At 48.0% G+C, this 24,752-nt stretch carries 20 protein-coding genes; 9 read left to right on the forward strand and 11 right to left on the reverse strand.

Annotation, left to right across the window (positions count from 1 at the left end):
• Nucleotides 1-16: 16 nt before the first annotated feature.
• Together JJD41_RS00980 and JJD41_RS00985 are read right to left on the reverse strand one after the other, a co-directional pair.
• On the reverse strand, nt 17-1,618 hold the full coding sequence (locus tag JJD41_RS00980; RefSeq protein ID WP_200664323.1) for a sensor histidine kinase: 1,602 nt from the start codon (nt 1,616-1,618) through the stop codon (nt 17-19).
• A gap of 212 nt (nt 1,619-1,830) precedes the next feature.
• On the reverse strand, nt 1,831-2,580 hold the full coding sequence (locus JJD41_RS00985) for a hypothetical protein (protein ID WP_200664324.1): 750 nt from the start codon (nt 2,578-2,580) through the stop codon (nt 1,831-1,833).
• Nucleotides 2,581-3,039: 459 nt separating this feature from the next.
• Between JJD41_RS00985 and JJD41_RS00990 the strand changes: the two genes are divergently transcribed.
• Both JJD41_RS00990 and JJD41_RS00995 read left to right on the forward strand, forming a co-directional pair.
• The gene (locus JJD41_RS00990; RefSeq protein ID WP_200664325.1) at nt 3,040-5,940 is read left to right on the forward strand and encodes a DNA phosphorothioation-associated putative methyltransferase; all 2,901 of its coding nucleotides are present in this window, start codon (nt 3,040-3,042) and stop codon (nt 5,938-5,940) included.
• A 237-nt stretch (nt 5,941-6,177) separates the two neighbouring features.
• On the forward strand, nt 6,178-9,000 hold the full coding sequence (locus JJD41_RS00995) for an FG-GAP-like repeat-containing protein (RefSeq protein WP_200664326.1): 2,823 nt from the start codon (nt 6,178-6,180) through the stop codon (nt 8,998-9,000).
• Between the two features lie 101 nt (nt 9,001-9,101).
• Here JJD41_RS00995 and JJD41_RS01000 read toward each other — a convergent pair whose 3' ends face one another.
• Both JJD41_RS01000 and folB read right to left on the reverse strand, forming a co-directional pair.
• Nucleotides 9,102-10,088, reverse strand: a complete 987-nt coding sequence (locus tag JJD41_RS01000) for a patatin-like phospholipase family protein (protein ID WP_200664327.1) — start codon at nt 10,086-10,088, stop codon at nt 9,102-9,104.
• Nucleotides 10,089-10,139: 51 nt separating this feature from the next.
• The gene (gene folB / locus JJD41_RS01005; RefSeq protein ID WP_200664328.1) at nt 10,140-10,508 is read right to left on the reverse strand and encodes a dihydroneopterin aldolase; all 369 of its coding nucleotides are present in this window, start codon (nt 10,506-10,508) and stop codon (nt 10,140-10,142) included.
• 185 nt (nt 10,509-10,693) lie between these two features.
• Here folB and JJD41_RS01010 point away from each other — a divergent pair, with 185 nt between their 5' ends.
• Nucleotides 10,694-11,146 (forward strand): DUF4864 domain-containing protein, encoded by a 453-nt coding sequence (locus JJD41_RS01010; RefSeq protein WP_200664329.1) that lies wholly within the window; start codon nt 10,694-10,696, stop codon nt 11,144-11,146.
• 75 nt (nt 11,147-11,221) lie between these two features.
• Here the strand turns inward: JJD41_RS01010 and JJD41_RS25570 are convergent, their stop codons facing one another.
• From JJD41_RS25570 to JJD41_RS01030, 4 genes are read right to left on the reverse strand one after another with little or no spacing between them, the layout of a single operon-like run.
• Entirely contained in the window at nt 11,222-11,689 is a 468-nt protein-coding gene (locus JJD41_RS25570; protein WP_200664330.1) for a M28 family peptidase, read from the reverse strand.
• Nucleotides 11,677-11,862 (reverse strand): M28 family peptidase, encoded by a 186-nt coding sequence (locus tag JJD41_RS25575; RefSeq protein ID WP_370583694.1) that lies wholly within the window; start codon nt 11,860-11,862, stop codon nt 11,677-11,679. Before JJD41_RS25575 ends, JJD41_RS25570 begins: the two co-directional genes overlap by 13 nt.
• A gap of 27 nt (nt 11,863-11,889) precedes the next feature.
• The gene (locus JJD41_RS25580) at nt 11,890-12,261 is read right to left on the reverse strand and encodes a hypothetical protein (RefSeq protein ID WP_200664331.1); all 372 of its coding nucleotides are present in this window, start codon (nt 12,259-12,261) and stop codon (nt 11,890-11,892) included.
• A gap of 51 nt (nt 12,262-12,312) precedes the next feature.
• Nucleotides 12,313-13,620: a glutamate-5-semialdehyde dehydrogenase gene (locus tag JJD41_RS01030; RefSeq protein ID WP_200666948.1), complete on the reverse strand. Its 1,308-nt coding sequence runs from the start codon at nt 13,618-13,620 to the stop codon at nt 12,313-12,315.
• A gap of 441 nt (nt 13,621-14,061) precedes the next feature.
• Between JJD41_RS01030 and JJD41_RS01040 the strand changes: the two genes are divergently transcribed.
• From JJD41_RS01040 to JJD41_RS01050, 3 genes are all read left to right on the forward strand, one after another.
• Nucleotides 14,062-15,801 (forward strand): M48 family metalloprotease, encoded by a 1,740-nt coding sequence (locus JJD41_RS01040; RefSeq protein ID WP_370583695.1) that lies wholly within the window; start codon nt 14,062-14,064, stop codon nt 15,799-15,801.
• Nucleotides 15,802-15,918: 117 nt separating this feature from the next.
• Nucleotides 15,919-16,884, forward strand: coding sequence for a 3'(2'),5'-bisphosphate nucleotidase (locus JJD41_RS01045; RefSeq protein ID WP_200664333.1), 966 nt, complete (start codon nt 15,919-15,921; stop codon nt 16,882-16,884).
• Between the two features lie 532 nt (nt 16,885-17,416).
• Entirely contained in the window at nt 17,417-18,367 is a 951-nt protein-coding gene (locus JJD41_RS01050; protein WP_200664334.1) for a class I SAM-dependent methyltransferase, read from the forward strand.
• Between the two features lie 135 nt (nt 18,368-18,502).
• Here JJD41_RS01050 and JJD41_RS01055 read toward each other — a convergent pair whose 3' ends face one another.
• Entirely contained in the window at nt 18,503-18,748 is a 246-nt protein-coding gene (locus JJD41_RS01055) for a hypothetical protein (RefSeq protein ID WP_234488454.1), read from the reverse strand.
• A 428-nt stretch (nt 18,749-19,176) separates the two neighbouring features.
• Between JJD41_RS01055 and JJD41_RS01060 the strand changes: the two genes are divergently transcribed.
• Both JJD41_RS01060 and JJD41_RS01065 read left to right on the forward strand, forming a co-directional pair.
• Nucleotides 19,177-20,778 carry a polyamine aminopropyltransferase gene (locus tag JJD41_RS01060; RefSeq protein WP_200664335.1) on the forward strand — a complete coding sequence of 534 codons (1,602 nt, stop codon included), beginning with the start codon at nt 19,177-19,179 and terminating at the stop codon, nt 20,776-20,778.
• Nucleotides 20,779-20,870: 92 nt separating this feature from the next.
• On the forward strand, nt 20,871-21,452 hold the full coding sequence (locus JJD41_RS01065; protein ID WP_200664336.1) for a DUF4178 domain-containing protein: 582 nt from the start codon (nt 20,871-20,873) through the stop codon (nt 21,450-21,452).
• A gap of 20 nt (nt 21,453-21,472) precedes the next feature.
• Here JJD41_RS01065 and JJD41_RS01070 read toward each other — a convergent pair whose 3' ends face one another.
• Both JJD41_RS01070 and JJD41_RS01075 read right to left on the reverse strand, forming a co-directional pair.
• Nucleotides 21,473-22,849 (reverse strand): protein kinase domain-containing protein, encoded by a 1,377-nt coding sequence (locus tag JJD41_RS01070; RefSeq protein ID WP_200664337.1) that lies wholly within the window; start codon nt 22,847-22,849, stop codon nt 21,473-21,475.
• Between the two features lie 201 nt (nt 22,850-23,050).
• On the reverse strand, nt 23,051-23,743 hold the full coding sequence (locus JJD41_RS01075) for an NUDIX hydrolase (RefSeq protein ID WP_200664338.1): 693 nt from the start codon (nt 23,741-23,743) through the stop codon (nt 23,051-23,053).
• 172 nt (nt 23,744-23,915) lie between these two features.
• Between JJD41_RS01075 and JJD41_RS01080 the strand changes: the two genes are divergently transcribed.
• Nucleotides 23,916-24,746, forward strand: a complete 831-nt coding sequence (locus tag JJD41_RS01080; RefSeq protein WP_200664339.1) for a protein phosphatase 2C domain-containing protein — start codon at nt 23,916-23,918, stop codon at nt 24,744-24,746.
• Nucleotides 24,747-24,752 lie beyond the last annotated feature (6 nt).

The following is a 24,752-nucleotide window of genomic DNA, read 5'->3' on the forward strand; positions in this document are numbered from 1 at the left end:
AATCGATAGTGGGCGCTCAGGCGCTCACTACCCAATTACTCGCCCCTTCTTCGACGGTTTGAGGCTGACGCGGAATCGTAACTTTAAACGTCGTCCCCACGCCGATTTCGCTGACAAACGTGATGTGACCGCCACAAACTTCGACGTATTTTTTAACAATACTCAAACCCAATCCCGTCCCGGGAATATTGCCCGTATTGCGGGCGCGATGGAACGACTCGAACAAATGCTCGCGGTCTTCTTCAGGAATACCGATACCGCGATCGGTAATTTGGAAAAACACATCCCGTTCGCGATAGTCCAACTCGAAAGTCACCGGACTACCTTTCGGAGAATACTTGGTCGCATTCGAGAGTAAATTAATCAGAATGTGGCGCAATAACTTTTCGTCGAGACAGGGTAAAGAATTATTCGCATCTAAGGCCGAATAAGTCGAGCGCTCGCTAAAACTAATCCGGTGTTCTCTACCGACTCCGGTTTCGATTTCTTCGACCAATTCCCGACAAAAAGCACTGACATCTAAAGGATTCGGTTTAAACGGCAATTTGCCGGATTCAACTTTACTCAAACTCAAAACATCATCGACGAGCATTCCCATGTGACTCGCCGCCGTTTGAATGCGGTGCAAATGCTTGAGTTTTTTCTCAGTCAACCACGTATGACCGTAATGTTCGAGCAACTCGGCAGAGGTGAAAATCGTCGTGAGCGGGTTGCGAAATTCGTGGGTGGCGATCGAAATAAAACTGGTTTTAAGTTTGTTGAGTTCTTTTTCTTTTTCTAACGCCTGACGGATTTCGACTTCTGCTTTTTTGCGTTCGCTAATGTCGTTATTAATTAACAAACAACGCCAAGGACGACCCGCTTCGTCGTACTGCAACGACCAACGACTGGAGACGACCACCCGCCTACAATCGCGGGAATAATTCACCAACTCTCCTTCCCAATATCCAGCGCGAAGTAAATCCGCTTGAATCGCCGCCAAGGGTTTAGGAAACTCCGTATTGAGAAGTTCGTGAGCGTTGCGACCGAGCATGTCTTCTTGACTCCAGCCGTACATCTGGCAGGCGCCCCGGTTCCAAAACTGCACGACGCCGTGGAGGTTGCAAACGATCACGCTGTCGTGAGTTAACTCTAACAATTGCGCTTGCTCGCGCAATTTCACCGCCTGTCTTTCGAGTTCCCGATTGGCTTCGGCGAGTTGGGTGGCTTGTCGTTTAATCTCTTCTGTTTTTTTGTAAAGCTCGATAAAAACAGAAACTTTTGAGGTTAATATTTCCGGAACGATTGGCTTGAGCAAATAATCGACTGCTCCGACGGTATACCCTTTGAAAATTTTAATTTCACTTTTCTCGATTCCCGTCAAAAAAATGATCGGCGTATGCTGGGTTCGCTGCCGTTCTCGAATCAACTTTGCCGTCTCGAAGCCGTCGAGTTTGGGCATGTTGACATCTAAAAGGATGACGGCAAATTCTTGAGTGAGCAAGCATTTTAAAGCTTCTTCACCGGAGGTTGCAGTGACGATGTTTTGTCCGAGATCGGATAAAATTGCTTCCAATGCCAGCAAATTTTTAGCATCGTCATCAACTAGAAGAATATTGGCTTGGGTGTCCACCTGCATTTTATCACCTAATCTTCAATCATTACCCCAATCATCATCCGTCGTGCCTACTTGAAAATTGTATTCTTGCCGATTCTAGCCCGTGGTTTTCTATTTGACAACCGTAGAGAAATGACAAAAAGCAATTGATTTTTCAACGCCGTTAGATCCATGCGTTTGATTCAATTAACTTGCCGATTTTTCGCTCAAAAAGTTGGGGGAACGCGGGAGGGTCAACAGCGATCGCGCACGTTGGTTCGCCACGCCCAACCGCGCAATCCCTCGCCCTCGATCGCCTGCCAGGATCCGCGCGCCCTTCCGCGACGCCGCACCGGGGTTCCACTGGGAAATAAGCCGATTAACTGCCTCCCAGGACGGGCGAAAATTTTTAAGCGCGCCCCTCGGGTACAGATAAAGGCATCGGCCCGATCGCCCGAGGTGAAAGTCGCCGACGACGCGATCGCCTCGACCCATTGGGTGACGATCGCCCGGTTCGCCGATGGCGGTTCGCGCCACCCTGTAGCTGTCACCCAACTGAGGGAAAGTGCTTCGGACAACTGCACTGCGAGATCGTCACCGGGGACGCGGGCATCCAACCTGTTTAACTGTTGCTCTAGTGCTTCTAATGTGCTGTCAACGGCAGCCGATCGGGTACCGGGAATGTCCGGAATCTCTTGCAAGCGCCAGCGTGCGGCCAACAGGCGATCGCGGGCTTGCTGGAGGGTCGGCCAGTCCCCATCGAGGTCGAGTTGGGCGATTTGAGCAATAAGCTCCCCTGAGTCGGAGATCGCCCGGTTAGAATGTTGTATTTTCGCCCAATAGTCCGCAAAACCCCATAATAACAGTGAAAATCCCGAAATTGCGCATACAATCAAGCCGCCACCCACTTGAGGACGTTGCTGCAACCAACCCTTGAGAATCGTTTCTACTCCGATGGCAGTCATGGCGCGATCGGCACGAACCCTCGCCTGATTTCTAACCATTGATGCCACCTCCAACCTGGCTTTTGTTCGCGAATTCCGAGAGTTTTGTTGCCTTTCGATCCACCCTTTAATGAACGCAATCCTTCGATCGCGCGATCGCCCCTAGATTACCCTCATGTTATCAATCTACACGATAAACTTTACAAATACGGAAAATCACTGAGGGAAAGCGGATTTTTTTTGAACGTCGATAATTAAGCGGATTGTCCCCGCACTTAAGCGACCGGAAACTTTTTCTAAAATACTTCTAAAACATCAATTTTCTTAACTTAAAATTTCGCGGGCTTCGGAGAGTTCCGCCGGAAAGCCCCCGCGTTTTTATGGCGATCGCGGGGGGGGATTCTCCGCGATCGTGCGATCGTCGTTACCGATCTCGATCGGGTTTAATCTTAAAATGGAACCATCGATCGCCGTGCGATCGCATTTTCTTTGAGGGATTACATTTATACTTTAAAAACAATGTTTGATTCTGCTTCGACCGGGTTCGAGATCGACGGCAATCGCCGTTTTCGTCCGATTCAAATCGCCATCAAAACGGGCATTATTAACGAAAAAACAATTTTCAAAAAAGTGAGCGACCTCGGAGATCGAGAAAAGGTAGATATTGTTTGGATCGATGATTTTACAAAAGCTTGCGAAAATCAAGCGGAAGCGATCGCCGGATGGGATCGCGCCCGAGTTGCCGCTATTTTTAGCAACCCGATCGCGATCGAAAATAACGGCGACGGGGCGATCGTTTACGGCGATTTTCATGGAAATGGGACACCCTTGACTTACCCCCTATCTAAGGATAATTCCTACTGGTCTCATCTCCAATTAAAATTCTATTTGCAACAACAGATCGACCTCACCCCCATCGCCGTAGCCCCGGGAATTTTTGTCGGTTTTCGCGATCCCTTCGACGCCGAACGTTTTCGGCTACAGCAATTGCGCGCCTCGGTGAGTCTTCCCGCACTTTCAGCGCAATGGTCTGTCGAAGATCGGGGGATTCTCGACCCATTAATTAGCTTTTTCGGCGATCGCGGACGGCTACCTTTTCCGGGAGAATTGAGTGCAGAAGCAGCGATTTGCGATCGCTTTGGAAATGTCGGTCGCGCCTACGAAGCGATCGCCCGGACTGGCGATCGTCCCGGTTGGGAGAGTCTCGCTTACCAACGACGGCAAGACCTGTTAATTTATCTATGCTGTCGTCATATTTTGGAAAAATTGGATCGAAAAATTGCCAATTTTCCTCCAGAAATAGAAAACGATCTCAAAGCTTTTTTCGGGACAGTTGAAAAAGCTGAAAGTATGGCTCAAGGATTGGGCGATCGCGCGACTTATGACGGTGTTTTACTGAATTATTGCGAACAAAGTCGGTTCGGTAAAAAATTACCCGGTGCTTTTTATATCCATCACAGCGCCATCGATCGCCTCGATCCCATTTTGCGCGTTTACGAAGCGATCGCCCGCGTCGAAATTGGCGCGATCGACGGCGCGACTTTGGTTAAATTTAATCTCGACAAACCCAAAATTTCCTATTTATTTTACCCCGACTTCGATCGCGAAGAACACCCGATTTTACGCGCCAGCTTGCAACTCGACTGTCGCGATCGCCGCCTGAGTTACCGCGATTATACAAAGGTAGAAAATCCGCCGATCCTCCACCGTAAAGAAACCTTCGTCACCCCCGACTATCCCCACTACGAACGCTTCGCCCATCTGACCCGCCAGGAGGAACGCTGGGGACTGCTGGACAAGGGGCGCGCGATCGGTACGACCGACGGCTGGCAGCAGTGTTTGAGCGATCGCCGTGTGGAGATTTGTAATTACGAAGTCGTTCCCTTGCGCGACTTGGAAACGGGGGCGATCGCCCTTCCCAAGATCGAACGCCACCGGGCGGCGATCGCCCGGTCCGATCTCTCACGTCCGGTTCGCCTCGCCCTGGAAGCGGAGTTGTTCGAGGAAGGAACCACCTTTTTTGATTACGGTTGTGGCTACGGTGGCGACGTCACCCGGATCGGCGATCGCGGCTACAGCAGCGCCGGATGGGATCCCTATTACTTTCCCGACAACCCCATCTCACCTGCGGATATTGTCAATCTCGGCTACGTGATTAACGTGATTGAGGCGATCGACGAACGTCGCGACGCCTTGCGCCACGCCTGGGAACTGACCCGAGGACTGTTAATCGTTGCCGCCCAAGTTTCGGTATACGATCGCCAATATGGTTTAGTCGCTTACGGCGATGGTGTCATTACAAAACGCAACACATTTCAGAAGTATTACGAACAAGAAGAACTGAAAACCTATATCGAACAAACTTTAGAGATAGAAGCGATTCCCGTCGGTCTGGGGATTTACTTCGCGTTTCGCGATCGCGATCGTGCCGAAACCTTCAAAGCATCTCGGTTTCGATCGCGGATGAACACGCCACGCGTGAGAATTCCCAGTAAACGCTTTGAAGATTACGAAGATCTCCTCACGCCCTTAATGCAATTTGTGAGCGATCGCGGTCGCCTCCCCGTCAAAGGCGAACTGACTCAAGAAGCTGCAATCTTGGCAGAGTTTCGCAACTATCGCCGCGCTTTCGAGGTCGTCGTTCAAGCCACCGATCGCGAAGAATGGGACGCCATACAAGAAGCCCGACGCCACGACCTGCTCATTTACCTGGCGCCTCAATTAGCGAATTTGCCGAAATTAAGCCAGTTTTCAAACCAAACGCGCAACGATATTAAAGGACTGTTCGGGAGTTATCGTCAAGCCTGCGCGATCGCCCGTCTTCTCACGTTCAGCCTGCGCGATATCGGCTTAATCGCCGATTGCTGTCGGGAAAGCGACCTCGGTCTCAAACTCCCGGATGCCTTGTGCATTCACACTAGCGCCCTCGATCGCCTCGACCCCTTATTACGCCTATACGAAGCCGTCGTCAGTCGTATTATCGGCAGCATGGACGGCGCGACCTTGATTAAATTTCACTTAAAAACACACAAAATCTCTTACTTATTTTATCCCGACTTCGATCTCGACCCCCATCCCGCTTTACAGACGAGTATGCAGATCGACTTGCGAGACTTGCGCGTCATTTATCGCGACTACGATTTAGAGGATAACCCACCAATTTTGCATCGGAAAGATGCCTGCGTTACCCCAGAATACCCGAATTACGAAAAATTTGCCAAATTAACCCAACAGGAGGAAAATTGGGGCTTATTGGACAATTTAAAAGCCATTCGCACTCGCCGAGACTGGCAGCGCCACCTTGCCGAACATTGTGCCGAACTGCGCGGAAACCGCCTCTACTGGCGCAAAGATGCCGATCCCTATCGCCTTAAATTAATGCAATCTTTACGGCGATCGCGGTTAAAAAGAAAAGATTGAATTTTAGATGAAAGATATAGTCTTTTTCAAGACCATGAAATAGAACTCCAATCCCCCTAAATGCCCCTTAAAAAGGGGGATTGAACTTGCTCTTACTGCTGAGGAAATCGACCGCTTTGTATCGATCGCGATCGCGGTCGTTCCTCAAAGTCTTAAATCTTTTTAGAAAAAACCTCTATTTTAAAAAACTTAGATTACAATCGGCGAAACTGTACCTCAAGTTACCCAATTTCTTGTATGGAATCTACCTTAAACTCTCCTCAATTTTGGCCGTCGCGCGATCGCCTTCCTTCCCTGTCCGATCCCCGTTGGGGAGTGTTAGCAATTTTAGCCAGTTATATTATTTTAGGCATTACTGTTTTAGGCTTTAATCGATCGCCCGCCCAAATTTTACTGATTATTAGTTCGGCTTGCTGCCTCGATATTGCTTATCATTGGTTATTTCGCAAACGAGAAATATTATTTCCCTTAAGTGGGGCAATTACGGGCTGTTCTTTGAGTATTTTAACGAATTTCGGTCATGGGTTGTGGTTGCCCTTCGTTCCCGTATTTTTTGCGATTTCATCTAAATATTTAATCACCTTCCAAGGTCGTCACGTTTTCAATCCAGCGTTATTCGGAATTACTCTCAGCTTGCTCTTGACAAATGGCGCCATTAGTGCAGCACCTGCATATCAATGGGGCGGATCGGTCGCCACGATCGCATTTATTATTACGGCGGCTTTAATTGCTTTTGTTTTTAAAATAAAACGAACCGCTTTAATTATTTCATTTCTTATTTTTTACACCCTGCAACTGTGCATTCGCGCCTTTTTGATGCAGTGGCATTTACCGCCAGAAACCTTGTTTATGGGGGCGTTAAGTTCTCCCGCATTTTACTTATTCACCTTTTTCATGATTACCGATCCCAAAACTTCTCCTCAAACTACGCGGGGACAAATTGGGATGGCTTTTTTTATTGTTTTTATCGATTTAATTTTGCATAAATTTGAAACTTTATCCACTTTCTTTTTTGCGGGATTTGCTTATTTTGCGCTGCGGTTTATTGGGTTGCATCTCAAGTCTTTTATTGTTAGTCTAAACGCCAGTATAAAAACAAGAGATTTCAGCTCATTTTCGATTAGTAAAGGCTTCAGTGTTCTTTATCGATGGAGTGCGATCGCGGCGATCGCCAGCTTGGGTTTACTCTTTTATCAAAACATCATTACCGCTAAATCCCCGGTCAATCCCGAATTTAAATTCGTCGAAATATCGGCAGAATCGGCAGGAATTTCTAGTCAGCCGAGTAACTTACTCGATCGCGTCGATTCCCGAGTCAAAAATGTTGCTAAATGGATGTTATCGGTGGGCGATGCGGTCGCTGTTTCCGATTTCGACAATGACGGTTTGCAAGATGTTTTCTTAACTTATCCCTTAAAAAGCGATCGCGATCGGGCCGCCTTATATCGCAACCGGGGTAACTTTCAGTTTGAACGAGTTCCCTTACCGATTTTAAATAAATTTGTCACCCATCCGACTCGCGACGGACTGCCCGCCGGGGCGTTATGGTTTGACTGGGATAACGATCGCGATTCTGACTTATTAATTACAGTCGGTTATGGCAAAACAAAATTATTGCAAAATCGAATTGTGGAAGATGGAAAGATCGGTTTTCGAGACATTAGCGAACGAGTAGGAATCGAAGAATACACGATTAGTTTGACCGCCAATGCTTTCGACATGAACCGGGACGGTCACCTCGATTTGTTGGTGGGAAATGCGATGAATCCGTACTTATCCGATTATGAAAAACCGACAAAATTTAATATTTTTAAATTACCGGAAGCCGAATATCCGGGCGATCGCCGAATGTTTAATTTCATGCATCGTAGTTGGTATGACGCCAACAACGGTGGCGAAAATCTCTTTTATCTCAATCGTGGGGATCGTTTTGAAAAACAAGATATCGTCAAACTGGGTTTTTCCAGTCATCGCTGGACTTTAGATATTGGAACGGGAGACCTCGACGGCGACGGATGGACCGATATTTATCTCGCCAACGATTTCGGTCCCGACCAGATGTTTTTAAATCAAACAGGGAAAAATTTTCGTCCGATTGTCGGTCGATTGGTCGGAGAAATGGGACGGGATACCTATAAAGGGATGAATGCGTCTTTAGGCGATCTTGACAATAACGGTTATCCCGATATTTATGTTTCTAACGTCCACGAAAAACTGCAAGCAGAAGGGAGTTTGTTGTGGATGAATGCTGGAACGGTCAAATCGGACGGCGATCGCGCTTTTTCTGACGAAGCGATGCGACGAAATGCCCTCAATGAAAACCGTTTTGGTTGGGGTGGGGCGATGGGAGATTTAAACCGAGACGGACGTTTAGATTTGCTACAAGCAAATGGAATGGTGGACGATAATTACGATCGCCCCACGGAAAATCGAGAGTTGACGAAACCCGGTGCATTATTTCCCGCCCCAACCTTTGAAAAAGGCGATCGCCACTGCCCGGATTATTGGTATTGGAACGCCCAAATTGCCCTTACCAATCCCGACGTTCACGGATATGCGGATCGCTGGGCAGATTTACAGGGACGTTGTATTTTCCCCTATGAAAACAATCGAGTTTATCTCAATCAAGGGGATAAATTTATCGATATTGCCCGCGATGTCGGCTGGGACGAACCGGGGAACTTCCGAGGAATTGCCTTATCCGATCTCGACAACGATGGGGATTTAGATGGGTTAGTCACCCATCAATTTGCCCCGGTTTCAATTTACCGCAATGACAGTATTGCTAAACCTTGGATCGGGTTGAAGTTAGAGGGGAATGGCATCACTTGCAACCGCGATGCGGTGGGAACGAAAGTAATTTTACAAACCCAAAATAGCCGTCAATTGCGAGAAGTTCGCGAATCGAATGGCTTTTCCGCCCAAGGCGATCGTCGTCTGTTGTTTGGATTTCCGACACCTCCCGAAAAAATAGATGCGGAAATTTATTGGTGTGGGGATTCTAGGGCAGAAAAACTTGCTTTATCTGCGAATCGTTACCATCATCTCATTCAACCATGACGGGTTAAGGTTAATGGCAGGCAAGATGCCTGCCCTACAGCTTTTTCGACCGATGTAAAAATCTAGCAAATCTCCATGTTTTTAAGTAGATTGAGAATCGGTTAAATCTCAGGATTTGGAACCGGGCGATCGCGCAAACAGGCATCTAATGCCTGGGAAACTAAGGGAATACTTAAATATGCCTCCGCCGCTTCAATTAAATTGTTAATATTCTCGTCACTGGCATCGTCCATATCATCACTTAACCGCTTATCGGTTAACTGGCGATCGAGAGGAAATTGCAATCTTAAATAACGGGAAGTATCACCAATTACGTAATCGGTAATATAATGATACACTTCTGCCGGGGCATCGGTCATGACCTTAACTACGCGACCGTCCCAAATCCATTGCAACGGTCCCCAAGTTCGGGCATCTTCCCAGCGAATTGTTCGCGTTGCCGATCCCGTTCCGATGGAAATTACTTGTAAATCTCCGAGAGAATTCCCCAAGCGAATCGCTTCTGCTACTGCACAAGCGGTGGGATTATTAGCAGCTAATCCACCATCAATAGCGGAGTGAACTTCTCCCCCAATAATAATTTTATGGGCGGGGAAAAAGGTTGGGGCTGCGGTAGAACAGACACAAGCTTCCCACAAACAAATATCGGCAAAGCGATCGCGCCAACTTTTAAAAATAATCGGCTGGCGACCGATCGTGTCGTAGCTGGTAATTAATAGTTTGGGATCGGTAATATCGGAAAATGTTGTATTGCCAAATAAGTTTTTGAGCAGATCGACGAGCCCTTTTTCAGAAAATTTGGGGCCGGACAGACCGTATTCTAAAATTAAAGGCAAACGTTTTAAAGACCAGCGACTGGTATAGGGAAAGATATTTTTGGCCTTTTTTCGATACAGTTCGACAATATCTTGACAAGACAAACCGCAGGCGATCGCCGCCGCCAACATCGACCCGGTAGAGGTTCCGGAAATTAAATCGAAATATTCGTTTAACGGTTGTTGTAAACGGCGTTGGATATTGACCAACATTTGGGCCGCCAAAACGCCACGAATTCCGCCGCCGTCGATACTTAAAATGCGATAAGACACAGCGTTATCCTCTTCACCCTTCTTGAAATATGCGTTCTCTAACGATATCTATTATCCCTCGATCGCCTTTTCCCGGTCGATCGTTACGCTAATTTTTCCATTAAAATTCGGGATCGGCGCGTTGGGTTTGCTTAACCTCACTTTTACCCGGGTCACTCGTTCCGCTTTTAAGATACTTTGCGCGATCGCCTCCGCCAAGCGTTCGATCAAGGCAAATTTCGAGGTTTCCACCAGCTTTTGAATCGCGGAGATCGTCTCGCGGTAGTCGAGGGTCTCCTCGATCCGATCGCTGTTCCCCGCCGCCGCCAAATCCACCCACAAGGTCGCGTCCACCTCAAACCACTGTCCGAGGACGCGTTCTTCGTCGAGATATCCCGTATACCCGTAACAGCGAATTCCCGTCAGTTCGATGCAATCCATATTTGAAATAATGATTAGTCTCGATGTGTCCTTTCTTAGATTATCTGGTTTGACGACATTCGGGGAAGTCGAAGCGATCGCCAACGGCTTACTAGACGACGCCATCCCCCTAAAAAATGATTGCAGAGTGAGCGATCTTTTTATAAGATAGATTTTGTTAAATTGATAAAACTCAAGAATTTTCTGTGGAAATTATCCAACCTTATCTCGGTTATATCGGTCTTGGAATCGGTGCAGTGTTTGGTGTTCTCGTCCTGGTTTGGATCGTTGTTTCTCTCAGTATTTTTCTAAAAACTAAAGGAATGCCACAACTCATTTCTAATTTTTTTATTTCCATTTCAGACGGCAATATTAATGGGGCGTATGAAATGACAAGCGATCGCTTTCAGGCCAAAATGTCAAAAAAACAACTGACTAAGTTTGCAATCAATAACAAATTAACACAATATCGACGAACTCAAATGACTATCCCGACGTCCGAAGAGGGAGTTTATAGTTTGGAAGTTGTGGTCGAAACAAAAACCGGACGAAAAATTCCTTTATTGTTAAATTTAGTCAAAGAGGAGGAAGGTTGGAAAATTGACGACTTGGAATATGCGAAAGTTTCTAAAATTTTAGCCAAAGAATCGAAATCTTAATCGATCTTTCCCGCAAAGGTGAAAATCCAAAAATTATCTCAGTGGATGACGAATGGCGATCGATGAAGAAAAGGGTTAGTTTTTGACTTTGACTAAATCAGCAACAACTCGTTCGATTCCGGCGACCACACGGGCGAGGCGATCGTCATTAATTTTATCCGGCGTGTCTTCGATCGTGTGGTAATAGGCATAGCGAAATGGGGCAGTATCGGTAATCATAATCGCGGGATAATCTTGTTGCCAAAATGACCGACCATCCGACCATCCAATCCCGGGAAGAAGATGGGGAACGATCGCCCCTTCCGAGGGAAATTGGCTATGACTGCGAAAAGAGGCGATCGCCTGTCGCAACAGGTTTCCCGAAGAGAGATTACTAATAAAGCCAATAAAATTTCCAGTAAGAGGATAGGCAAGATTTAAAGGAAACGGACATTTTTGACTGCCCGGTTCGTCACAATAGTAACCGATGGTTTCTAACCATAACATGGCCACAATATATTCGCCGCGATCGCGGCATTCTTTCGCATAAACTAAACTCCCCATATCCTCCGTCCAAAAAACGGAGGTTCCTCGTTAACGAACTCGACAAATCGCAACGTTCGCGCCATTTTCTTGCCTACAAATGCTCGCCCCAAGGCTAACACCGTCGCCGCCCCACTTCCGTTGTCATTCGCCCCCGGACTGCCGACGACGGAATCGTAATGGGCGCCAATCACGACAATTTCATCGGACTTTTCTTTCCTTCAAATTTCAACTTCTAAGTTGTTAAAAACTTGTCCGTCTACTTGATAACTATGGCGGTTGACGGTGTAGCCAGCCGCCGATAAAGACGATTCTAAAAATCGTTCTACTTCAATCAGGCGATCGTAAACTAGATAATTATGTTCGCCAAGATCGCCACAGATTGTCTCGATATCTCGGCGCAACAAGCGGGCTAAATCGGCTTCATACGCGGTTAGAGGGGGTAATTCACCGCGATAACTTTTTCCTGGTATATTAAGCACGGTTGCCCATCCGCCAAAGCTAATAAAAAATAAAATTGCGATCGGAAACACCAATTTCTTGAAAGAGGAGCGATCGAGCCATTTTATTTTAGCAAATTTTAATGGTTTCATGAAGTAATAGGAGGGACGTGGTCATGTCATGTCCCTCCCCATCGATCGCCCTTATAAATCGCGATGGGTAAAAGATTTTGCATTTACACCGGAATAAGTGGCGGCAATTTGACCGGAACCGACCACTTTATATTTGTAGGTAATCAACCCTTCTAAACCGACCGGACCGCGTGGGGGCATTTGTTGGGTACTGATGCCAACTTCGGCGCCAAAACCGTAGCGGAAACCGTCCGCAAAGCGAGTAGAACAGTTATGAAAAACTCCGGCGGCATCGACTTGGGCGAGGAAAATTTCGGCAGTATGATGATTTTCAGTAACGATCGCCTCCGTATGTTTGGAACCGTAAGTCGTAATATGGGCGATCGCAGCGTCCATATCGTTGACGACTTTCACCGATAAAATTAAATCGCTGTATTCCGTAGACCAATCTGATTCAGTCGCTACTTTTACATCGGTTAAAACTTCTCGCGTGGCTTCGTCGCCGCGCAATTCGACCCCTTTTTCCGCCATTTTCGGCGACATTGCCGTTAAAAATTGGGGGGCGATCGCCCGGTGAACCAGCAAAGTTTCGATCGCGTTACAGGCTGCCGGATATTGAGTTTTGGCATCGATCGCGATCGCCACGGCTTTCTCTAAATCCGCCGCTTCGTCAATATATAAATGACAAATTCCATCGGCGTGACCCAACACCGGAATTCGCGTATTTTCTTGTACGAAGCGGACGAAACTATTCGATCCTCTCGGAATAATTAAATCCACATATTCATCTAATTTCAGCAATTCGATCGTTTCTTCCCGCGTCGTCAGTAACTGAACCACATCGGGATCGATTTCGGTTTTTGCCAATCCCGCACGAATCGCTTTAACAATCGCCGTACACGAGGCGATCGCCTCTTTTCCTCCTTTAAGAATAACACCATTTCCCGACTTAATTGCTAGGGAAGAAATCTGGATGGCAGCTTCCGGACGGGCTTCAAAAATAACCCCCAAAACACCCAACGGACAGGTCACCCGTTTGAGGATCAATCCCTCATCTAATTCTCGATGAATTTGTACTTGACCGACCGGATCGGGCAGTTTTCCGACATCGCGAACTCCGGCGACCGTCGCTTTCAATTTGGTTTCGTCCATTTTCAAACGGTTGTAAAGGGGTTTGGAAATCCCCATTTTTTCCGCCGCCTGACAGTCTTGTTGATTCGCCGCCACAATCTCCGATGCTGCCGATTCTAAGGCTTCGGCGATCGCCGCGATCGCTTGATTTTTGGCTTCTGTGGAAAGTACCCCCAATTTTCGGGAAGCATTGCGGGTCTTGCGCGCAATTTCAACTAAAGGAATCGATGCGAGTTCAACCGTACTCATAATTTCTCTAATCACACTTGCTCTTTTCATGCTACCGCTATTTGGGGAGTCCGGAAGAGGGCGTCGGGGGTCGCGTCCGGATTCCGTCCGAGACGTTGAAAGTAGAGTTGAGCTGAGGTGACGGGCGATCGCGATCGATTCGTCGCCAAACCTCTCTCAATCAATTCACTACACCCATTGTGCTTTTCATTGGGGCTTACACGGAAATTGACGCAGATGTTTTCGCTTACCTTGAGTAAAAACTCACGCTCAAATTGTAAAAAATTTGTAGAAAATTGAGCCATTTCAAAAATTTTAAGCTATCACGGAAGCAACGGCGATCGCTCCGACTGGCATAACAGACGGTTTTTAATTTATTCCAAGTTTCTTTCCTTTCCAACCTTCTATCCAATCGTGGCGCGATCGCCCGTATCCATACGCTAATTGGGAGAAAAAACGATCGTGTCAGACGAATCACATTCTTTTCCAAAAGCCGGACGGGCAGCGATGACCGGGGTCACTTTAACGATGAAAGGAATCGGAGGAAACCTGGCGCTTGCCTCGGGAATCACCATGACCTTAATGGGTGGTATGGTGCTCGTTCTCTGTCTTGCCCTCGTTTTTATTATTAGCAGTGAAAACCCCACCACGGGGCTGTTAATTTCCGTAGCGATCGCCCTTGCTTTTAATGTACTTGCCTTTTTTATTGCCCCCTGGTTTATGGATTTAAGCCAAAAATGGCTTTACAAAACCCGGTGGATCGATTTAACCGAACTCGAAACAAAAAGCCCGGAAACCCTAGAAGTTCTCCAGCGTGTTTGTAGCGAAAACAACTTAAAAACACCGCGCGTCGGCATCATCGACGACCAAAATCCGACCGCGTTCACTTACGGTTCTTTACCCAATAGCGCCCGCTTGGTCGTCAGCGAAGGATTATTTACCTACCTCGATGACGATGAAGTTGCGGCAGTATACGCCCACGAATTAGGTCACATCGTCCATTGGGATTTTGCGGTGATGACCGTCGCCTCAACCTTAGTTCAAATCACCTATTTGATTTACGTTTTTGCCACTCGCATGGGCAATAAAGGCGGCGAAAAAGTTAAAGATGTCGTGGGAACAGTCGGCTTAGTTGCCTACATTTTTTACATTATCGGAACCTATTTGCTGCTGTATTTATCCCGCACTCGCGAATACTTTGCCGATCGCTTTGCCGCCGAAACCACGGGCAATCCGAACGCCCTGTCTCGGGCCTTAGTAAAAATTGCTTACGGTTTAGTAGAAGAAGCTCAAAAAGCCACCGAACCCAGCCGCTTAATGGAGGGAACTCGGGCATTAGGCATTTACGACCATAAAGCCGCCCCCTCGACGGGAACCGCTTACCGAATTTCTGCCGCCCCCGCCCAAATTGGCCGCGTGTTTTTATGGGATTTATTCAATCCTTGGGGGTGGTGGATGGAACTCAATTCCACTCATCCTTTAACGGGAAAACGAGTGCGCGCTTTGAGTACCTATGCGGAACAATTGGGCTTAGAGATCGAATTCGATATGGGTCGCATTGTCGGCGAAGGTCGCCACTTAAGTAAAAGCAAACTTTACGGCAATTTTGTCTTAGATTTGCTGTTGTATCTCGCCCCAATTCTCGGATTTGTGGGCGGTTTGATTGTCGGTATCGCAACCCTCAAGCCCGGTTTAGAAATCTTGCCGATCGCCTGTCCCTTAATCGGTGTAGGCATTGGTATTCTGGCGAAAACCTTGGTGATGTTCCCGAATTTTCACGATGCCCCTGAAACCGATATTCTCACCCTGATGTCCGATCCTTACGCCAGTCCCTTGCGCGGTCAACCTGCTTATTTACAGGGAGAACTGATCGGTCGGGGAGATGCGGGATATCGCTTTGGTTCCGATTTGAAATTGCAAGATCCGACGGGCTTGTTATTCCTGCGTTATGCTTCCCGCTTCGGCCCGATCGGTAACTTTTTATTCGGGATGAAAAAAGTTAAAAGTTTAATCGGAATGGAGTTAAAAACCCTCGGTTGGTTCCGCCGGGGGGTGATGCCTTGGATGGATTTAATTCGCTTAGAAAGCGATAGTGGAACGACGGTGAAAAGTTACCATCGCTTCTGGTCTTTTATCCTCGGGGGTGGGGCGATCGCCCTCGGGATCGGCGCGATCGTTTTCTGGTTGCAACCGTCGATCTAGACAGAGCTGAACGAACAGTCTACAGTCGGTAAGGGTGTTTTTCTCCGGAGATTAACTCCATTTTAGAGAAAAATTCCCTTACCTTTTTATCGGCTTATTTTTTACCTTTGCACTCCCATGTCTTACGAACGCGAGAAACAAGTTGTCATCGAAGCGGCGATCGCTGCCGCCAAATTATGCCAAGAGGTCCGGCGAGACATTCCTCCGGCGATGGAAAAAAGCGATAAAAGTCCCGTCACCGTGGCGGATTACGGGTCTCAAGCGGTCATTTGTAAGGCGATTGGCGATGCTTTTCCCGAAGATGCGATCGTCGGCGAAGAGGACGCAACGGCGTTGCGCGATCCGGAAATGGCGGCACAATTAGAGAAAATTACGCAATATGTGAGAACTATTCTGCCGGAGGTGACCTCGGAACAAGTGACCGAATGGATCGATCGCGGTAACGGTCAAGTCGGTTCTCGCTACTGGACCTTAGACCCGATCGACGGTACCAAGGGCTTTTTACGGCAAGATCAGTATGCGGTCGCGATCGCGTTGGTGGAAAATGGGGAGGTCAAACTCGGCGTCATGGCTTGTCCGGCGTTGGCGATCGAAGAGGGGGACGAACCGGGAACTTTATTTGTGGCGGTACGCGGCGAAGGGGCAACGCGGATGTCCCTCCACGGCGGCGAGGCCCAAACGATTCGCGTGGTCAAAGCGGACGACATGGAAAATTTGCGCTTTGTCGAAAGTGTCGAAGCCAGTCACGGCGATCGGGGGCGTCAAAATGCGGTGGCGCAAGCGGTCGGGATTACGGCGGACTCGGTTCGCGTCGATTCTCAAGCGAAATATGGAATCGTGGCGTCCGGGAAGGCGGCGTTATACATGCGCTTGCCGTCGCCGAAATCGCCGAATTATCGGGAGAATATCTGGGATCATGCGGCGGGGGCGATCGTGGTCGAAGAAGCGGGGGGTCGCGTCACGGATATGCACGGCAAACCCCTCAATTTTGCCGACAGTTCTAAGATGACGGAAAATCGGGGCGTGGTGGTCAGTAATGGGGTGATTCACGAGACGGTGTTAGCGGCGTTGCGAGATTCCTAAACTGGGCTGCAAGATGGGTGAGGCGATCGCCTCTGGGTTTTGAGCTTTTAAAAAGTCTATCTCTGGATAGAGTGACCCTCAAGCTGTTCCAAGTTATCTTAAGAACAAGATAAATAACGGTTCGCCTCCCTCTCGATAAAATTGCGAGCCTTTTAGTATAGCGCTTTCAAAACTGTCTTACTCAGTTCCCCGCCGAAGTTCTCCTACCCTTCCGGCGGGATTCTTTTATGGAAATTCGATCGCCGGAAAACTGAAGCGGGTAGGAGACTCGCAAGACGAAAACCTTCTTCAATCCTTCTTCAATCGTGATTTCAGAAAAATCACTAACTTTATCCATGCCCTTTGTATGTCTAACAGCTTACCGTCATTACTAACTAGAATTTTTAGCAATAAAGCGGGGAGTAAAGGCGATCGCGATCGCCCTTCTTAACCTATCTTAAAATATCTGCGGGGCTTTAACCTTCAAATAAAGTCGTATAATCTTTAAGGATTCTTTCCGCAAACGACTTGAGTTAAACCCCTTGAATCTACGATGCAAGCAAAAACGAAACCCAACTGGGCAGGAGACGATCTCCTCTCTCAATTTGTCAACGTTCTGATTAAAACCCCACCGATTTACAGCCTGATGAAGCGACAGGCGCGACAAGTGTTAATTAAGACGGCTGAAAAAAAAGGGGTTCCTTGGCGCGAAGAATGTCAAACCCTGGACAATCCAGAAGTTAAAAGCTGTTTCGATCGCGTCAACAATCCCAATCTGATTTATCCCGACTACTATCAAGTCCCCTTTCACGCCTATTCCGAAGGAAATTTGTGTTGGCAAGCGGCATTTGAAGCATCACCCGCTACAAAAGCGATGGCGCTGAGAGTGTGGCCGAAAGAAGAATTAACCTGGGAAAAAGCGCAGGATAAATTACGCCATAGTTTTTATCAAATCGTGGAAAAATATCTGCCCGAACGGATATCCGACCTGTTAGATGTAGGGTGTTCGGTCGGCCTTTCAACTCTTTACTTGCACCGCTATTTTAGCCGACGACAAACGAGTGCGGTTCGCACGGTGGGATTGGATTTATCCCCTTACATGCTCGCTGTCGCGCAAATGAGCGATCTCCACGGCGAAATCGCGCGCTGGGTTCACTCCAAAGCGGAAGCAACGGGCTTTGCTGGGGATTCTTTCGATCTGGTCACGTTGCAATTTGTCTTACACGAACTCCCTCGTGATGCCACTCGTGAAATCTTCCGAGAGGCACTGCGAATTTTGCGACCGGGAGGGTGTTTGGCGATCGTCGATAACAATCCCAAATCGGCGGTTATTCAGAATTTACCGCCAGCGTTATTTGTACTGATGAAAAGTACCGAGCCGTGGAGTGACGATTACTACACCTTTGATGTGGAAACGGCGTTAAAAGAGGTGGGGTTTAACTATCGAGAAACCGTCGAGAGCGATCCGCGCCATAGGGCGATCGTTGCGATTAAACCCAATTGAGTTCGAGAACTGGGGATGAGGAAAACATGGCTAAAGCTCGAACAAGGTTTCGGCGTCCGCGATCTGACGAACGGTGGCGATGCTTGATTGCATCAGAAACCATCAAAAATTATCGGCCTTTCCGGTGAATTTCGCTCAATCAATCATTTGCAACCATCCCCGTCGAACGGCATAAACGAGGCGATCGATGAGGTGCATTTCTTCCGGGGTTAGGGGATGGTTTAAGATGGCAGATTGTAAAAATTGGCGATCGCGCCCGGTGATTTTCCGAACGGCATAAACTTGGGAAAACAGTTCGGTGATATTGGGATTGTAAAGGGTGTAAGTCGCTTCCATGTTAGTAGAGAAAAAGATAAAAGGTTGGCACTGAGAGCCAGTCATCTATTCGCTACCATAGTCACCGCGATCGCGAAGCGACAACCGCAGATTTATAGAAATCGAGTTTGCGTGAATATACGGTTGCTGCTTTCGGTATTTTTACGGAATTGGCTAACAGCAAGGGGGTCGCGAGGAGAGATGGAGGCGATCTCCTGGCGATCGATAGGGGGTTAAATAGTTTAATTTCGTCTCATCCTCCGGCGACCGCACCCGTATTCAACTTTAGAGCGGGTCAGACCCTTTTTCCATCCAATCCACTCAATGGGGAGGGGCGATCGCGGGTTTATGGCTCGATGATTTGGGCTTAAAATATAGAGCGACCTTGACACAAAAGACCAAAAAAATGCAGTCAAGGGATAGAGGGAACTGAACCAAAATTTAAGACTTTCCTTAGTATTTTCCATGCAATCACCCAACCGTCGCACCACCAAATGACAAAATTGAGCGATACTCATCCCGAGACAGACACCGATCGCGGCGACAACGTCGAGCCGAATTTCGTCCCCTTAACCCGATCGCAGCGCAACTTATTATTATTGGCAACGGCGATTTGTTCCGCCTGTGGTTTGGCGGTCGAACTGCTCCTCGGAACCCTCGCCAGCTATTTAGTCGGCAATCAAGCCCTCGCCTACGGGGTCGCCGTTGGCGGTTTTCTCGCCGCGATGGGGATCGGGTCGTATCTGAGCCGCTTTATCGCCACCGAAGGCGATCGCGCCGAGCAACAATTCCAACTCCTCGGGGCCTTCGTGCGCGTAGAATTGGCGATCGCCCCCCTGAGTGCGTTCTTACCCCTCGGCTTATTTGCCCTTTTTGTCGTTAACGGTCCGGTGTGGCTCGGATTGAGCCTGGTGACCTTGCTCCTCGGTCTCCTCGCAGGCATCGAGATTCCCCTACTGACCCGAATTCTCGAACAAGATGAAGGGGTCAAAGACGCGATCGCCGGAGTCCTCGCCCTCGATTATGCAGGCGCCCTGCTCGGTTCTCTCGCCTTTCCCGTCTTGCTGTTGCCCCTGTTCGGTTTATTTCCGTCGGCGGCGATCGTCGGCGCCCTCCCCGCGTTGACGGTATTCGTACTTGCCGGAACCTTCCCACAACTGCGATCGTGGCGCTGGTGGGGCTTACTGGTCGGCTTGCTGTTAATCGCCTTCGCCCCGATCGCCATTCCCGCCAGTAACGCCCTCGAAAATAACCTCTACGACGCCCCGATCGTCGCCCGAGTGCGATCGCCCTACCAACGCATCGTCCTCACCCGGTGGCGCCAGGACGTGCGCCTGTTTCTCGACGGCGACCTGCAACTGTCCACCCTCGACGAATATCGCTATCACGAGGCCCTCGTCCATCCCGCCATGAGCGCCACCCCCCATCCCCGGCGGGTTCTCCTCCTCGGCGCCGGAGACGGAATGGCGGCTCGCGAAGTCCTCAAATGGCCCGAAGTCGAGCGCGTCTTACTCATCGACCTCGATCGCGAAGTCGTCGAACTCTCCCGGCGCCATCCCTTTCTCCAGCGCGTCAACCAAGGCGCCCTCGACGATCCGAGACTGGAAATTCGCATCGCCGATGCCTTCGTCAGCGCCCCCACCTTAGACGAAAGCTTCGACGCGATAATCGCCGATTTTCCCGACCCAGACAGCGAAATCCTCGCTAAACTTTACGCCGACGGTTTTTATCGCCGCCTTCTTCCCCGTCTCGCCCCCGATGGCGTCTTCGTCACTCAAGCATCGAGCTCCTTTTTCGCCCCCGGCGTGATGGCGTGCATCGCCGCAACCCTCGATTCCGTCGGCGTTTCCACCCATCCTTATACCGTTCACGTCCCCAGTTTCGGTCCGTGGGGTTTCGTCCTCGCCCGTCGGGAGGCGATCGATCCGCAGACGTTAAAATTACCCGTGACCACCCGTTTTTTAACCGAACCCCTGTTAGCCGATTTATTCGACCTTCCCGGAGATCTAAAATTCGACAACGTCGCCATCAATCGCCTCTCCCGTCCGGCGATCGTTCAATATCAAAATCACAATCGCTGGGAAGGCTACAACTAAAAATCCAGGGATTTTACAAAATCCTGGCGACAGTCGTTATTCTCATTGCAAAATAGGAAATCTACCTCAAAAAATATTCTTAAAGATTTAAAATGCTGACATATATTTGGTTAATCATTATCGTCGCGATCGCCATAGGCGTCGTAGTCGTCATCCGACAAAAACAACTCCCCGCCAGCAGTCGCCGCCAAGAGTTACCCCCTTTAGAACGGACGATCTTCACCCTCCAAATTGGCGATATCGTCGAACACATGGGAGTCGATTGGGTCGTCGAAGGCAAATTAATGTACGACGATAACGGTTACAACTGGATTGAATACTTATTGCAGGAGGGCGATCGGATTTGTTGGTTGGCGGTGGAAGAAGACGATCGCGTTCAAGTCAGTTTATTAGACCCCACCGACGAACTCGAAATTACCGGAGACCCCCCCGCCGAATTAAGCTTTACAGGAGAAAGTTACCGTCGCATCGAGTCCGGCGAAGCCTTTATGAATCGAGTGGGAACCACACTCAATCGCACCTCGCAAAAATGCCGTTATTTCGATTATCAAGGTCCCGGCGATAAGGTGCTGTCCGTAGAAGATTGGGACGGCAATCTCGAAGTCACCGTCGGTCGGCTTATTCGTCCCTCTAGTTTAACTTTGCTCCCCGGAGACGGACGGCGAGTGTATTGATGTTTCAAACAAGGGTGTCATCAAAAGTCTGTTCGCGAAAGCAAAGCACTCCAATAACCGACCTTGAACCCCAACCATACCCCCGGAAGATTTCCCGGAGGTGCTTTGAGGCTAAAAGGTAACTGAGAATAACTCAACCAACTGCCATTCATTCGCCAACCGATTTCATCGCAGAAAGATCGCCAAATTTTGCGATCGTGTTTTCTGGTTCCACCCAGACTTTGATAAATTTTTTTCTGTATGGAAAAACCAAATTTTCCTTGACTATATTTTAGCCAAAGTTCATCGATTGTCCGTAGATCTTCCGCCGGAAACTCATCGAGGTCTTGAGTCGATAGCCAATCCGATTTCCAATCTTTACCGATAACGTCAAACATTTGCACTGCACTTTCATAATCGGCCTCTTTCCATCGGCTTTCCGATAATAACCGATCTAGACGATAATAGCGAAGTGAAATAGCTGAATGGGTCGCATCTTTCCTCAGAGAGGAACGAAGTTGAGACGGTTTAAAACGCGCAGAATAAGATTGAAATTCCTTTAAGACTTCATCAACTGACTGATAGCGATATTTTGGTTTTGGCTCGACTAGACGATCTAAAATATTACCGAGTTCTTGACTGATTAAATTACCGTTTAAAAACTCGCGCCATATCCATTCGGACTCGATAATATCATATAAATCGAAAGAGCTGCTATGGGTTAATAAATACAAGCAAGTAACGCCTAAACTATATAAATCGCTCGCAAAAATTGGTTTACCCATTGCTTGTTCTGGCGCGCAATATTCTGCGGAACCGATAATAGTTCCGATCGCTGTAGATCGCCTATCTTGAATATATTTAGATGCACCAAAATCTACCAAAACTAAGTGACGATCGCGCGATCGTCGAATAATATTGTCCGGTTTGATATCCCGATGAATGACATGATGGTGATGGACGAACTTTAAAACAGTTAACAAATCTTTTAAAAGTTCGCGAATTTTATTTTCGTTAAAAACTCCAGATCGTTCTAATTCTTGCTGTAACGTTTCACCCTCGATAAATTCTTGGACTAAATATTGTTTGTTATTCGTCGAGAAGTAAGCGAAGAGTTCGGGAATCTGCGGATGTTTTCCCAGTTCTTCTAAGCGTCCGGCCTCTTGAGCAAATAATTCATAAGCTTTAGCAAGATTTGCCGCTCCTTGAGTTTGGGGAAGAAACTGTTTAATCACGCAAGTCGGCTTGGAGGGCTTAAAGTCATCGATCGCTAAAAATGTGCGTCCAAAGCCTCCTTGTCCGAGGATTTTTGTCGCCCAATACCTTTCGACTAATAACAGTTTATGACCGCATTTCTGACAAAATAGACAATCCTCGGGATTGGAGTGGAGACACTCGGGGTTAAGACATTGACGCATAGCAATTCCGAGCGAGGTTTGTTAGATAATTTTATCGATTGAGGGAAAATTTTAGCCTAGGGATTTTAACTTGATGAGAGACGCCGAGTTAACCTGTCATTCCCCAATTAACGTCGCCATTTCTGAAAGAATATAAGCTCTAAATTTATCCATCGATGCGGCAACTTATGGAAGTGAGACTGGCGATCGCTGCATGGTGGATTAAATCTCGAAATTAAAGCCTTTCTTCTTCAAGTTTCGATATTTTTCAGGGTCGAAACGATAGAGTCTAGCCGCGCGGTGGGAGACTCCTGTTTGATATTCATCGAGTTGGATTAAGAGATTCATTTTGAGGATCTTTTTGCGAAAATTTCGTTTGTCGAGTTCTTGTTCTAAAATGGTTTCGTAAAGGCGCTGCAATTGAGTTAAAGTGAATTTTTCGGGTAAGAGTTCAAATCCGATCGGTTCGTAGCGAACTTTACCTTTTAAACGAGTGAGGGCTCGTTGGACGATCGCCTCGTGATCGAAGGCTAAAGGCGGTAAATCGGCAACGGCAAACCATCGGGCGTCACGGGCGTCTGTCGCCGCTTTCAGGCGATATTCCCATAAATTTACTAAACCATAATAAGCCACAGTCACCACCCGATCGCGCGGATCGCGATCGCGCGATCCAAAGGTGTACAGTTGTTCCAAAAAAACATTTTCCAGCCCAGTTTCTTCCACTAATTCCCGTCGCGCTGCGGTTTCTAAAGATTCTTCGATCCGCACGAAACCACCGGGTAAAGCCCACTGGTTTTCAAATGGCGCTAAATTACGCTGAATTAACAAGATTTTGAGTAAATTCTCCTCATCTAGTCCGAAAACAACGCAATCGACGGTTAAAGCAGGTCTGGGAAACTCGTAGGTGTAAGCCATAGTCAACAGATTTTAGAGTTTGGATTGCAAAATTTAAATTTGGCGGAATCGCTTATGGTGCAAGGCTTAGAGGGTTTTTTGGATCTCTCGATCGCCCGGAAGCGGGCGTTCGCGCTCTTGACATCGTGTTTTTTGGACACTAATATGAGTGTATCAACTACACTATACAGCCATGAAAGAGCTGTTTGAAGTGGCTGCCGGGACAGTTGTGGGGAGACATCACGTCCGACTCGGCGTCAATAACCAGGACGGGTATTACCTGACCTCGACGGAAGAAGCAACGATCGCCATTGTCTGCGACGGTTGCAGCAGTGGAGTCCATAGCGAAGTTGGCGCTAAAGTCGGGGCGCGTTTGGTGGGGGAAGCGATTCGACGATCGCTATTTGAAGGTGAAGCGATCGCCGAACCCGAGAAATGTTTAGAAATCGTTCGCCAAAACGTTCTCGAAAACATCAAAACTATGGCGATCGCCATGGGGGGAAATACCAACGAAATCCCGCCTAAAATCCTACAGCATTACTTTTTATTTACCATTGTTGGCGTTTGGATCGCGCGATCGGGCATCGTCACCTTTTCCCTCGGAGATGGTTTATTAATCGTCAACGATCGCCCCACCCAAATAGGACCCTTTGCCAATAATGCCCCACCTTATTTAGTTTACGACTTCCTCGATCCCAATTCCGATCGCTGGAAATTCACCATCCACGATCGCCTCAACCCAGAAGATCTCAACTCGATCTTAATTGGAACCGATGGAGTCAACGATCTGATGAAACTCGCTCATTGTCCTTTTCCCGGAAAAACCGACCTCATCGGCGACATCCGTCAGTTTTGGATCCAAGACCGCTACTTCCACAATCCAGATACCATCCGTCGGCAATTATCCCTGATCAACCGCGAAATTCATAAACCCAACTGGGAATACCGACAAATGCTAAAAGAAACGGGATTATTACCCGACGATACCACCTTAATTGTCATCCGAAAACGTAAATCCACATAAACGACC

The sequence above is a fragment of the Oxynema mangrovii CENA135 genome (assembly GCF_016632315.1).
Classification (GTDB): domain Bacteria; phylum Cyanobacteriota; class Cyanobacteriia; order Cyanobacteriales; family Laspinemataceae; genus Oxynema; species Oxynema aestuarii.

Coding starts and splice junctions, on each gene's coding strand:
- JJD41_RS00980 (WP_200664323.1), bottom strand. CDS start 1,618: ATGCAGGTGGACACCCAAGCCAATATTCTTCTAGTTGATGACGATGCT.
- JJD41_RS00985 (WP_200664324.1), bottom strand. CDS start 2,580: ATGGTTAGAAATCAGGCGAGGGTTCGTGCCGATCGCGCCATGACTGCC.
- JJD41_RS00990 (WP_200664325.1), top strand. CDS start 3,040: ATGTTTGATTCTGCTTCGACCGGGTTCGAGATCGACGGCAATCGCCGT.
- JJD41_RS00995 (WP_200664326.1), top strand. CDS start 6,178: ATGGAATCTACCTTAAACTCTCCTCAATTTTGGCCGTCGCGCGATCGC.
- folB (WP_200664328.1), bottom strand. CDS start 10,508: ATGGATTGCATCGAACTGACGGGAATTCGCTGTTACGGGTATACGGGA.
- JJD41_RS25570 (WP_200664330.1), bottom strand. CDS start 11,689: ATGGGGAGTTTAGTTTATGCGAAAGAATGCCGCGATCGCGGCGAATAT.
- JJD41_RS25580 (WP_200664331.1), bottom strand. CDS start 12,261: ATGAAACCATTAAAATTTGCTAAAATAAAATGGCTCGATCGCTCCTCT.
- JJD41_RS01030 (WP_200666948.1), bottom strand. CDS start 13,620: ATGAGTACGGTTGAACTCGCATCGATTCCTTTAGTTGAAATTGCGCGC.
- JJD41_RS01045 (WP_200664333.1), top strand. CDS start 15,919: ATGTCTTACGAACGCGAGAAACAAGTTGTCATCGAAGCGGCGATCGCT.
- JJD41_RS01050 (WP_200664334.1), top strand. CDS start 17,417: ATGCAAGCAAAAACGAAACCCAACTGGGCAGGAGACGATCTCCTCTCT.
- JJD41_RS01055 (WP_234488454.1), bottom strand. CDS start 18,748: ATGACTGGCTCTCAGTGCCAACCTTTTATCTTTTTCTCTACTAACATG.
- JJD41_RS01060 (WP_200664335.1), top strand. CDS start 19,177: ATGACAAAATTGAGCGATACTCATCCCGAGACAGACACCGATCGCGGC.
- JJD41_RS01065 (WP_200664336.1), top strand. CDS start 20,871: ATGCTGACATATATTTGGTTAATCATTATCGTCGCGATCGCCATAGGC.
- JJD41_RS01070 (WP_200664337.1), bottom strand. CDS start 22,849: ATGCGTCAATGTCTTAACCCCGAGTGTCTCCACTCCAATCCCGAGGAT.
- JJD41_RS01075 (WP_200664338.1), bottom strand. CDS start 23,743: ATGGCTTACACCTACGAGTTTCCCAGACCTGCTTTAACCGTCGATTGC.
- JJD41_RS01080 (WP_200664339.1), top strand. CDS start 23,916: ATGAAAGAGCTGTTTGAAGTGGCTGCCGGGACAGTTGTGGGGAGACAT.